Origin of the sequence: Xanthovirga aplysinae, from assembly GCF_009711365.1 — a bacterium.
GTDB classification, from domain to species: Bacteria; Bacteroidota; Bacteroidia; order Cytophagales; family Cyclobacteriaceae; genus Xanthovirga; species Xanthovirga aplysinae.
In genome coordinates this window covers 1-11,833 of the sequence record NZ_SMMB01001246.1, presented here as the reverse complement: position 1 = coordinate 11,833, position 11,833 = coordinate 1, and the positions used below count along the sequence as shown (strand labels likewise).

The window sequence follows — 11,833 nt, the reverse complement described above, 5'->3', positions numbered from 1 at the left end:
TTTTTAAGAAGATTGATGATTCATTTGGGCTTAAAAAAGCCATTACATTTTTAGAAGAGGCTAAAGAAACATTTTTATCATTTTTAATTAATAGCTAAATATGAGGGAAACAAAAGAAAGTTTTGCATTGATTACTGGAGCAAGTAAGGGATTAGGAAAAGCCATTACAGAAGAACTAGCCAGCAGAAAAATAAATGTTATCACTGTAGCCTTAGAGGGAGAAGGCTTGCCGGAATTTTGCGATGAGATAAAAAGAAAATATGGGGTAAAAGCCCATTATTTTGAGACAAATCTTGCCGAAAATGATGCAGTGTATCAATTAGCAGAATGGGCAACAACTAATTTTAACATCAACATTTTGATTAATAATGCTGGTATTGGAGGAAGTGCAGCTTTTGACCAGGTGAGCCCAGCCTATATTGAAGCAATTCTCCGCGTTAATATTCGTGCTTTATCCTTGCTTACTCGTTTAATTCTTCCGGAATTAAAAAATCATAAAGAAGCTTTTATCCTAAATGTGGCGAGTATGGCTTCCTTTAGTCCAATTGCCTTTAAAACGGTTTATCCGGCCTCCAAGGCATTTGTATATTCATTTTCTATGGGATTAAAAGAAGAGTTAAAAGATACTAATGTTTCTGTAAGTGTTTTACACCCAGGGCCTATAAAAACTAACCCAGAAGTAACTAAAAGAATTGAAAAGCAGGGGATATTTGGAAAACTAGGCTTAATAAGTGTAGAGGACTTGGCTGATATTGCTATCTCAAAACTTTTTAGAGGAAGACCATTAATTGTTCCGGGTAAAATAAATAAGTTTAACCGTCAATTAATGCGGTTTTTCCCAAGATGGATTCAGCTTTCTCTAGTTTCAAGAATTGTTAGGCGAGAGGTGATGGAAAACAATCTAAATAAACAAACCAAACCGATACAAAGCGTTGTTAATGCATAATGAAGGTCTTGGTTACTGGAGCTAATGGATTACTGGCTTCAAATATTATAGAGGAACTTTTGGAAAGAGGCATGGAGGTAAGAGGAATGGTAAGAAAAACCAGTAATCTCTTATCTCTCGAAGGCCTGCGATACGAAAAATTTATTGGCAACATTAGTGAACCTAAGGATGTTGCCGAGGCAGTAAAAGGATGTGATGTAGTAATTCATGTGGCTGCCGATACCAATCCAACTGCTACCTTAGAAAATCTTTGGTCAACAAATGTGGAAAGTACGCAGTTCATTATAAATGAGGTACGTAATCATCAGGTTAAACGCCTCATTTTTGTAAGCACATCTAACACCTTTGAATATGGTACGAAAGAGCAACCCGGTAAAGAAAAAGGAGGGGTCAGCCCTGTATTTCAAAAATCAGGTTACGCACTCAGCAAGTTGGAAGCGCAGAACCTGGTACTGGAAGCCGCTAGTGAAGGGAAAATTAATGCGGTGGTTGTTAACCCCACCTTCATGATTGGTGCTAGAGATGCTAAACCCAGCTCTGGGGAAATAATTCTCCTATATCATAGAAAGCGATTAGCTTTTGTCCCTCCTGGAGGAAAGAATTTCGTTTCGGTAAAAGATGTGGCAAAGGGGACTTGTAATGCCATTGATAAAGGCCGTTCTGGGGAATGCTATTTGTTGGGAAACGAAAACCTAAGCTATGAAGATTTTGTGGAAAAACTGAGCAGGGTAAGTGGGCAAAAAACGAAAACACTAAAATTACCAGCCTTTATCCTTAAATTTGCAGGAGCGGGGGGCTCACTTATCAATAAATTGGGTGGTAACTCTCGGTTAACTTATACCAGTGCGCAGTTTTTGACGATTAAGAACTATTACACCTCACAAAAAGCCGTAAAAGAGTTGGATTTTCCTCAAACTCCTTTAAAGGAAGCTATTAAAGAAGCTTTGCAATGGTTTAAGGGAATAGGCTATCTCTAGGAAAAAACGGCTCATTTTTCTAATAGCTGTAATTATATCCCTACAAAAGGAAATCCGCATGTTTTAGCTTTAAATAAAAGGTTAAGTCATGCGGATTTATTGTTTACATTATTTAATTCTTTTTAAACCAAATAATGGTCTTACAAAGTATATCCTTCGGATCAAAAACTCATATATAATCCAACTAAATAAAAAGGTAGCTGCACTTATGATTAAAAACTTTGGTGTGAATCCCCAGTCCAAATTCATTAAATAATAAGCTACGACAATAGTGACCGTTTGGTGTAAGATGTAGAAAGGATAAACCGCCTGATTGCAATAACTTAATAGTTTGGAAGGCTTATTTAAATATTTAGCTCCGTAACCAAATATGACCAATATCCAGGACCAGAAATTTATTACTTTAAAAAAGGCTTCTGTAAAATGAACAAAGGTGCTGTCTTCAAATCCCAACCAGATAGTGCAGAGGATGCTAAATGAAAAAATACCTATTGCTAATGCTTTCTTTTTCACTTGATCAATGATTTTCCAGTAAAAATTACCCATAGAGATTAGAACAAAACCATAAAAGAACAAGATGAAAAAATTAATAAAGGTGAACCAATCATCTGTTAATGCGTGAGTAACAGGAAAAAATGGCTCTAAAAATGCTTCTGTAAAGTAAAGAGGAATAACAAACAAATAGATACCAAAAGGCCTACTTATCCAATTTTTAACCCATAAGATAAAACGAGCGGTTGGGTTATTTCTCAAATAAATAAATAAAGGTATTAACAAAAGAGAGTAGATCAAAAGGTAGGGTAAAAACCACAAGTGGTGCCAACTAATATTTCCTTCCGGATAAATTCCAATAAATGCTGGGCCTTTTAAAAACTGTAAATAGGTGCCCGTAAATTGAGCATTAGCCAGCCGTTCATAGAATACTTGTGGAGGAACGATCAAAATCATGCCTGCAATTAAGGGAATACCTAACTTAATCAGCCTTTCCCATGCAAAATGTTTGCCGTTTCGAAGAGCAAGGGCATAGCAGGTGCCCATTCCTGAAATGACAAAAAGCAGGGATAATCTCCATTGGTTGACAAAAAGCATAGGCCATCTGACCCATTCGTAGATGACATTGTTTTTGAGGTGGTAATCCCAAGGTACGAAAAACATTCCCACATGGTAAAAAATAAGAAGTCCAAAAACCAGAACTCTTAACCAATCCAAATCGTATCGACGTATTTTTTCTGCCATTTTTAAAATTTTTAAAGTTTTATGAATGGCACAAATTTGTGGAGAATCGGCCTCAAATAGGTTAAAAAGAGGTTTTAAGAAGTCCTGAATTGCAATTTTGGACCCTTTTAGGGGTTAACCTTGTTTCACAAAAGTTGTGGGAGTCATTTGGGTATGTTTTTTAAAGGCATTATAAAAAGCAGACTTGGATTTGAAACCAACAGTATCTCCAATACCACTTACACTTAAGTGAGCAAAATCCTGATGAAGTAATCTTTTTTTTGCTTCTTCTATTCGATAGGCATTTATAAAATCATTAAAATTTTGTCCGGTTTGATTATTGATGGTTTGGGAAACGTAATTTGAGGGAAGGCCCATTTGGGTGGAAAGATCTTTTAAAGAGCTCTCTTTATTGAAGTAGTACTCTTCCTTTTCTACAAAGTCTTTAATCTTTTGAAGCACCTCACTTTGATTGGACTTTAAACCTGAAGTTTCATATTTGTCTGCAATCCATGATTTTTCAAAAAAGCGGGATTCAGAGAGCATAAAAAAGCTATAAACAAACATGGAAAGGGAAATGAATATAACAATGAAGTGGTCTCCTAAATCATTATCGTACGTCAAGTAAACGCTAAAAATGATCAAAAGCATTAGAAGAAATAACACTACTATGCTATTTGAAAATCCATATTTATCCGATTTAACTTTCCAAAAACCTTCCTTGGAGATATTAAAGGTAGAGTGAATTACCACACGAATAGATAATAAGAAATAGATGACAAAGCTGAAAAGGATAAACCATCGAAATTCGTCCTTTATGTAAAAAAAATTGTAGTAAAAGGGTTGATGAACTTCCACATGAGGCATTTCAGGGAAATATGCACCAAGGTAGGCATTTAATTTTACTCCAATAGGGGCCAGGAAATAGCCCAGTTGAGAAATAAAGTAAAGAATGGGTAAAACTAGGTGGATCCAATGGGTCCTTAAAGTGATTTTTTCTCGTTTGAGAACACTTAAAACAAAAAAATAAATTAAGGGCCCCAATAGTAATACAAGAGGTTCTGTCGAGTCGTTTAATGGCAAAATGTACTTCATCAAACGGGTATAACATAAATAGACATCAAAACATATTAAAGAAAGAATAAATACAAAAAGCCCAAATATTTGAACTGCTTGGGTAGTAGCATTTCTGCGCAAAGCAATTACTAGGCTCATAAAAAATCCTTGTATTACTCCTAATAGCATTATTGTCGAGATGAAATCTTGTCGTATAGGGATCTGATTAAGAAGTTGCTGTACTTCATTCATATTAGAAGATGAATTTATCAGTGGATAAAACCTAAAACGGAATTATTATTCAATATTATAAAAAGTTGTTAGGATTTATTAAATCTTTGAAGTCACAATTTTCTTGTTATAGGCTAATCAATTGATATTTAGGTGGTTAAATTCGTTGTTGGAAATATCGACTTTCCTAAATTAAAAAAGTAAGTGGCATCATTTATTTATAAGTGGCCTTGGGTGGGGCATGTTCTGACCTATGAATATCTAAAAAAATATCATTTAAGAATAAGGGTATTCTATTTCATAATTGTCTTACCGTAAAAGCATAATTAATATCTTTTACTATGAAGGCATTACGATTTTTAACATTAGTAATTTTTGTTTGGGTTTTACCCTTTAAACAATCATTAATAGCACAGAATGAAGATAGGGCTGCCTTTCAAACTTATGAAAGCCAGAAAACCAGAAAGCCCTTCCAGTTTTCATTTTTTCCTCCTATTGGGACCAATGGCATGGCATCCAGTCAGACCATTAACCAATTTTCCTTCAATCTAATTTGTGGAGTGTCCGGAGGAGTAGATGGTTTTGAACTAGGTGGTGTTCTAAACCTTACTAATGGAAATACCGATGGTTTTCAACTGGCAGGAATGGGTAATATGGTTAAAGGGATTACTAAAGGAGTACAAGTGGCAGGATTTTATAACCTAAGCAGGCAGTCAAGAAATGCTGTTCAGCTAGCAGGGTTTACCAATATAAATGGTTCTTCCAAAAACGGTATTCAGATTGCGGGCTTTGCCAATATCAACAGTCTAAAAAATAAAAAGGGCGAAATGGAAGACTTTTTGAGCTTTTTTGCTGAGCAAACCACTGGAAATCAATTAGCAGGTTTTGCTAACATTTCAGCCGGTGATACTAGGGGCCTTCAAATAGCTGGTTTTAGCAATATTAATTCAGGAAAAATGAGGGGAGTTCAGCTAAGTGGTTTTGTAAATGTTAATTCCGGAGATTTGGATGGATTGCAGATTGCAGGATTTTTTAATCATGCCCAAACGGTTAACGGTCTTCAATTAGGGTTTATAAATGTAGCGGACCGTATTGAAAGTGGCTTGGCAATTGGGTTTCTTAATTTTATCAAAGAAGGTTATCGAAGGCTGGAAGTAGAGCATAATGAATATTTTACCGCAAATGTTTCATTTAAAACAGGAACCAAAAACTTTTATAATATCCTATCCTTAGGAGCAAGAGCAGAAAAAAAGGAAACATTTTGGGGTTTTGGCTATGGTATCGGTACACTATTTCCGGTTTCCAATAAGGTTGATCTGAGTATTGATGCCATCGCTTACAACATCAATGAAGAGAAATGGTGGAAAACTCAGGAAATAAACATGCTTAATAAATTGAAAGTGTCATTTAGTTACCAAATTACAGAAGGTATAGAAATTTATGGAGGGCCTTCAATCAATGTCATTGTGTCAAACAGAGAAAATGAAGAAGGAAGCCTTGTTAAGGGAGATTTTATCCTTTTGGGGTCCCATAGCTGGAGGGGAGTCAATACTTTAACCACCTTATACCCTGGTTTTCAAGCTGGGTTGCGGTTATTTGGAAGATCTTAGTTGTGTTTTTAGTGAAGTAAAAATACTCAAAAACCCTATTAAAAGATATTCGTTTGATTCAATTGATGCTTAATTTATTAGTTAAATTATTACTAGAAATTACCCATAAGATGATTTTAATTTTTTTAGCAATGAAAATATCTTTTATGCTAAGGTAGGGAAAATTTTCTGAGGGGAAATTATAACTATAGGGCATCAGCCGAAGACAGTCCAAAAAAAATCAGACAAAAAACTTATGCATCAACCGTTATCGTACATTCACCCTGAAGCCAAAATTGCCACCAATGTGGTTGTGGAGCCATTTGCAAGCATTTCGAAAAACGTGGAGATTGGGGAGGGCACCTGGATAGGATCCAATGTAACGATTATGGAGGGAGCTAGGATAGGAAAAAATTGCAAGATTTTTCCTGGGGCAGTGATATCGGCTATTCCCCAGGATAAAAAATTTGAGGGAGAAGAGAGTTTAGTTGTTATTGGTGATCAAACGATAATTCGGGAGTGTGTGACCATAAACCGGGGCACTAAAGATCGCCAGGAAACTACTATCGGATCCAACTGTTTGCTAATGGCTTATGTGCATATTGCTCATGACTGCAGAGTCCATGACCATGTGATCATCTCGAATGCGGTTCAGGTGGGAGGACATGTGGAAATTGGAGAGTTTGCAACTATAGGTGGTACGGCTGCTATTCATCAATTTTGCAAAATAGGTGCACATACGATGTTGCAAGGAGGAGCACTGGTTAGTAAAGATGTTCCACCTTATCTACTGGCTGGTAGGCAACCTTTAAGCTATGCAGGAGTGAACTCCATTGGCTTAAGAAGAAGAGGGTATCAAAATGATACAATCAACGAGATTCAAGAAATTTATAGAAATCTATATCTAAGAGGGTTCAACAACAATCAGGCATTGGATATCATACAAGTAAAAATGAATCCATCAAAAGAAAGAGATGAAATATTACATTTTGTCCAAAATTCTAACCGGGGTATTATAAAAGGATTTGCTAAGTAGATAATAGTTTGGAATAAAGGAGAGGTTATGCATAGTTAACATAGAGTGTAACTACCAAACTATTTAAAATTAATATCTGATAGTTGGTTCTTGTATTTAATGCTTTTTAAGTTAGGGATCTGCAGGGTTCTTCTATTTTTTGGTGTTGGAAAGTAAAATTTCCTTTTGAAAAATTATGAAAAAGGTATTAAAATATTTCTTTTACCTTTTCAAACTTGGTTCTTTTTCTTTTAAAAGATGTACTATGACCATCCTTAAATAGGCAAGTTTTAAATATTTGGTTAGGGATAAAACCTAACTATCTAATTTTAAAAAATTATTTTTATTTATTGAAATAAGTACTTTTTTGTTACTTTTTTGGATTCTTTTGCCATTTTAGTTTTGAAAAATTAAAATTTTAGATTATAATATAGCATTTATTATAAGCCTTCACTCCCTATGATTGTAAAGCTTGATAATGAATTTGCCACTGTTGGGATTTGCACGGAATTAAAAACCTTGGTTGTCCGGTGGAAGTCGTTGACTAATAGTGAGCAATTCAGGGAAGTTATACATTTTGGTCTTGACCTGTTGCCTAAAGAAGATATTAGGCACTGGGTAGGAGATACTACAATGGCAAAAGTTCTTCCCCCCAACGAATATGGGTATGTTCTTAAGGAATTTGTTCCAATAGGAATTGGCCGGCTATATTCAATTAGTGCCATTCAATCTAGAAATATTTTTCGTAGATTGGAATTAGAGCGGTTTATAAAAGAAGCGGGTGTACAGGGAGTTAAAATCAACCTATTTGACTCATTAGAGGAAGCCAGGCAATGGATAAAAAATCATGCCCCTAATCGGCCAATGATAGAAACGTTAAGTACAATCACTCAAACCTAAATCCTTCCTTAAATGCTTCTCGAGGGGAAAGGTGCTTATTTTCTTTATCCAATCAGGCTTACCAGGAATTATTTTACTTTATCAGCCACAGATATCATTTCCTATGAACTCCCATGAAGCATTCAGCTCATCAAAAAGGCCGAAAAATAGGTATGGGAGTTCTGAAAATCTATTAAGTCAATTTTTCTGAAGGAATAACTTATAAGGATGAACATTGAACAATCACGATTTATCGTCACTGGAGGCAGCAAAGGAATAGGAAAGGCAACTGCTAAAAATTTAATCCAAAAAGGGGGGAAAGTAATTATTACCTCTCGTCATGAAGAAGAATTAAAAAAGACAGCAAATGAAATTGGAGCTTTTCCCGTTCAGGCAGATGTTTCTAATCCAATTGATATCCAAAGAACCATTGACCATGCAATGGAATACATGGGGGGACTAGATGGTTTAATTAATAATGCTGGAATTGGAGGACAATTTAGTACTTTGGAAGAGGTTCAGTTGGAGGATTTCCAGAAAGTTTTTAGCACCAATGTTTATGGGGCAACCCTAATGGCACAAAAAGCTGCTCAAATATTTAAAGCTCAGAAATACGGTAATATTATCAACATTGCCTCCACAGCCGCATTAAAAGGGTTTGAAAGAGGTACTGTTTATTGTGCCTCTAAGGCGGCCTTAAAAATAATGACTCAATGTTGGCAAGCTGAATTGCGAAGATATAATATTAGGGTTATGCTGATCAATCCTAGCGAAGTGGTCACCACTTTTGGCAAAGAAGAAGGAAAAGAAAAAGAGGAAATAAAAAACAAATTGAGAGGAGAAGAAATAGCTCATAGTATTGTTTCTGTACTTGAGATGGATGATAGAGGGTTTACTCCTGAACTAACAGTTTTTGCCACCAACCCTTTTTAAATGCAAATGAGTAATTAATAATGAAGAAAGAATTTATAATTAGAAATTCCTTCCCTTTCTGTAATATTATTTGGTGAAAAAAATCTTATTTTTATCTAAATAACTTGGACTTTTTCCTCCAATATTGGAGCCCTTTTGTGAACTAATAATTCTTCACTATAAATTATTCTGGATATGAAACGACTGCTTTTTCTTCTCCCCTTCCTAGGCAGCTTCTTCCCTACTTTGCTTTGGGCACAACATCAAAATTCTTCTTGCTGCAAAATTTCCGCCACGGAAGAGTTTGCCTTACTTACCTCAAACACCAACTTTACGATGAGTCATGCTACCCCCCTTCCCTACAAACACCTTAGTGAAACCGGAAAAGACATCACCTATAGCACAGTTGACGGGAAAAAAGCGCATGCCTATGAGTTATTGGCAAAAGAACCCAGTAAGGATTATATTTTTGTGATCCATGAATGGTGGGGATTAAATGATTATATCAAGCGAGAGTCTGAGAAACTTTATAAGGAATTGGGTAATGTAAATGTTCTGGCTCTTGATCTTTACGATGAAAAGGTAACAGATACCAGAGAACAAGCCGCTCAATATATGAGAGCAGTAAGCCAAGAAAGAGCTAGAGAAATAATTGAGGGGGCTATAGATTATGTAGGGAAGGACGCTGAAATTGGGACTATTGGCTGGTGTTTTGGGGGAGGATGGTCTTTACAAGCCGCCATAATGGCAAAAAGCCAAGCCAAAGCTTGTGTAATTTACTATGGTATGCCAGAAAAAGATATCCAAAAGCTCCAATCTTTACATTGTGATGTATTAGGGATTTTTGGAACCCTAGACTCCTCCATTAATCCTAAAGTTGTTAAAGAATTTGAAGGAAATATGGGGAAAGCTGGGAAAAAGTTGATAGTGCATAACTATGATGCTGTCCATGCTTTTGCTAACCCAAGCAACCCCAAGTACAATAAAACGGCAACAGCAGACGCCTGGTCCCATACCCTAGCCTTTTTTAAAGAGAGAATGAAATAATTGCTAAAATTTATGAAGAACATTTAAAACCTTAGCAGCAGGCTGTTTTATTCAAACTGACGATGAAATTTTGATCGAAAAAAGTTTGAATACAATAATAGAAGGGTTCCAACCATTATGGAAACATCCGCCATATTAAAAACACCAGTTTGAAATATTACAAAATCAATATGTAAGAAGTCAGTTACTGACCCATAAACAACTCTATCATATACGTTTCCAATTCCTCCACCAATTATAAATGAGAGACTTATTATCGAATATTTGTTGAGATTCTGTTTAACCAGTAAAAAGTAGGTCATAAATAGAAGGACAACAATAGGAAGAATTGTTAATAGAACCAGCTTTATTGTTTCTGGAAAATTAACCCCAAGGCTCAAAAATGCTCCTGTGTTTTCGATTTTGGTTAAAATTAAATGGTTTGAAATTAAAGAGATTTTTTCACCATAGTTCACGTTTGTACGAACAGCGTTTTTAGAAATCTGATCACAACCTATGTTTGATACCAATAGAGCTATAATAATAAGAGTTCTAAAAATCTTTTTTAATTTCATTATGCTTTACTTTTTAAATGGTGAACCTTGAGGCTTAGGTTGGTTGCTGTGCTAATTTAGAAAAAGATTGATTAATTTTTTTCAACTTTCCAGTTCCTCCTACAATGTATCGACTTTTTCTATTAGCTAACTCTTAAAACTTTTTGATATTTCTCCTTTATTCTCTGATAGGAATCATATTTGAAATGTCTACTGGAAAGCTATCATACTTATTATAGAGCTTTAAATATTTTTTAGGGTCAATTGGATTTTCACTAAGCGTTTCAAGTAAACCTTTGAAAAAGCCTTCCCGCTTCTGAGATGGATTAAACAATAAAGTTAGTTTCACCTCTTCATTGGTGTCGTTACGAAATCCGTGGGGAGTAAATCTCGGTACGTAAGCAACTGACCCTGGTTCTGCCTTATATTCTTTATCTCCAACTTGAATGGTCAAAACCCCTTCATTTACTATGAATGTTTCATCCATAAATCGATGATAGTGAAGTTTGGCTCCAATTGCCAAAGGTGCTAATACAATTTCATAAACGCCTAACTGATCATTTGAAATTTCACTTGTTACTTTGAAAGTCAATGAGAGGCCATTCATCTCAAATTTCTCTCCTTCATTTGGTTTTATAATGACACCTTTGTTTTCTAATTGGTCGTTGAAATAGTCTGTTTTGTTTTTTGTTTTCATTTTAGTCAATTTTTATTTAGTTCATCAATTTAAAAAAGGATTTTTTTGTTACCAGATCGATAATGACTTAATGTTGGAAGCAATGTTTAGATTATATAATGGGTTAGTTATCAATATTTAATCTGCTGATTTTAATTCACTTTTAACTCATCTCAAAAGGCAGTGAATTGTAAGGTTTAAGGAGGCAGGTGTACTGTAGTTGTATAAAACCCTACAATCGTGTCGTGTTGAATGTGAGGTAATGGTTGTTTTTTTGGGACTTTAAAGACAACCTTTTTATTGGGGTTTTCTTTTTGCCAGTTTTTCCCAAAGTAATTTGCTAATTCTCTGGAATGTGAGCTCTTAATCCTTGAGCTATAATCAATTCTCAATAATGCCTTCATTTGTTGTATTATTTTACAACAGAATGACAATCTTGAGAACGAAAACGTGACAAGATAGACAGCTTATGCTATAAATTTTAGTTTTTCGGGGTCAAGAATGGAAAAAACCCGTTTAATCTTTTCCCCTTCTAACTCAAATACTTGACAATTAACCAAGCGGTTATCCTCATAAAACAATAAGGCAGGTTGGTGATTTACTTGAGTGATTTTTACAGTTTGTAATTTCTGGTAGGTTTGAAAAACAAAAAATAGTAGATCTAAGGTGGCAGATTTTCCAATTGTTAATTCCCGGACCACCTTTACCTTACCTCCCCCATCAGCAGTAAGAGAGATTTCATCTGAGAGCATTTTTT

At 35.2% G+C, this 11,833-nt stretch carries 12 protein-coding genes; 7 read left to right on the top strand and 5 right to left on the bottom strand.

Annotated features, from left to right (window positions below):
• Positions 1-100: 100 nt before the first annotated feature.
• Both E1171_RS18950 and E1171_RS18945 read left to right on the top strand, forming a co-directional pair.
• Positions 101-946 carry an SDR family NAD(P)-dependent oxidoreductase gene (locus tag E1171_RS18950; protein ID WP_155207629.1) on the top strand — a complete coding sequence of 282 codons (846 nt, stop codon included), beginning with the start codon at positions 101-103 and terminating at the stop codon, positions 944-946.
• Positions 946-1,923 (top strand): NAD-dependent epimerase/dehydratase family protein, encoded by a 978-nt coding sequence (locus E1171_RS18945; protein ID WP_155207628.1) that lies wholly within the window; start codon positions 946-948, stop codon positions 1,921-1,923. Before E1171_RS18950 ends, E1171_RS18945 begins: the two co-directional genes overlap by 1 nt.
• A gap of 108 nt (positions 1,924-2,031) precedes the next feature.
• Here the strand turns inward: E1171_RS18945 and E1171_RS18940 are convergent, their stop codons facing one another.
• Positions 2,032-3,159: an acyltransferase family protein gene (locus E1171_RS18940; RefSeq protein ID WP_155207627.1), complete on the bottom strand. Its 1,128-nt coding sequence runs from the start codon at positions 3,157-3,159 to the stop codon at positions 2,032-2,034.
• A gap of 114 nt (positions 3,160-3,273) precedes the next feature.
• Positions 3,274-4,446, bottom strand: a complete 1,173-nt coding sequence (locus E1171_RS18935; RefSeq protein WP_155207626.1) for a helix-turn-helix domain-containing protein — start codon at positions 4,444-4,446, stop codon at positions 3,274-3,276.
• Between the two features lie 320 nt (positions 4,447-4,766).
• On the opposite strand from E1171_RS18935, the gene E1171_RS18930 reads away from it, so the two are divergent.
• The 5 genes from E1171_RS18930 to E1171_RS18910 all read left to right on the top strand — a co-directional run bounded on the left by E1171_RS18930 (position 4,767) and on the right by E1171_RS18910 (position 9,867).
• On the top strand, positions 4,767-6,035 hold the full coding sequence (locus E1171_RS18930) for a hypothetical protein (protein WP_155207625.1): 1,269 nt from the start codon (positions 4,767-4,769) through the stop codon (positions 6,033-6,035).
• 235 nt (positions 6,036-6,270) lie between these two features.
• On the top strand, positions 6,271-7,050 hold the full coding sequence (gene lpxA / locus E1171_RS18925; protein ID WP_155207624.1) for an acyl-ACP--UDP-N-acetylglucosamine O-acyltransferase: 780 nt from the start codon (positions 6,271-6,273) through the stop codon (positions 7,048-7,050).
• 438 nt (positions 7,051-7,488) lie between these two features.
• Positions 7,489-7,929, top strand: a complete 441-nt coding sequence (locus E1171_RS18920; RefSeq protein WP_155207623.1) for a hypothetical protein — start codon at positions 7,489-7,491, stop codon at positions 7,927-7,929.
• Positions 7,930-8,136: 207 nt separating this feature from the next.
• Entirely contained in the window at positions 8,137-8,841 is a 705-nt protein-coding gene (locus E1171_RS18915; protein WP_155207622.1) for an SDR family oxidoreductase, read from the top strand.
• A 174-nt stretch (positions 8,842-9,015) separates the two neighbouring features.
• Positions 9,016-9,867, top strand: a complete 852-nt coding sequence (locus E1171_RS18910) for a dienelactone hydrolase family protein (protein WP_155207621.1) — start codon at positions 9,016-9,018, stop codon at positions 9,865-9,867.
• Between the two features lie 47 nt (positions 9,868-9,914).
• Here E1171_RS18910 and lspA read toward each other — a convergent pair whose 3' ends face one another.
• The 3 genes from lspA to E1171_RS23935 form a co-directional block, all read right to left on the bottom strand.
• The gene (gene lspA, locus E1171_RS18905; protein WP_155207620.1) at positions 9,915-10,421 is read right to left on the bottom strand and encodes a signal peptidase II; all 507 of its coding nucleotides are present in this window, start codon (positions 10,419-10,421) and stop codon (positions 9,915-9,917) included.
• Positions 10,422-10,578: 157 nt separating this feature from the next.
• Entirely contained in the window at positions 10,579-11,097 is a 519-nt protein-coding gene (locus E1171_RS18900) for a cupin domain-containing protein (RefSeq protein ID WP_155207619.1), read from the bottom strand.
• Positions 11,098-11,543: 446 nt separating this feature from the next.
• The coding region (locus tag E1171_RS23935; RefSeq protein WP_222931543.1) for a sigma-70 family RNA polymerase sigma factor family protein at positions 11,544-11,833 on the bottom strand (290 nt) is incomplete at its 5' end.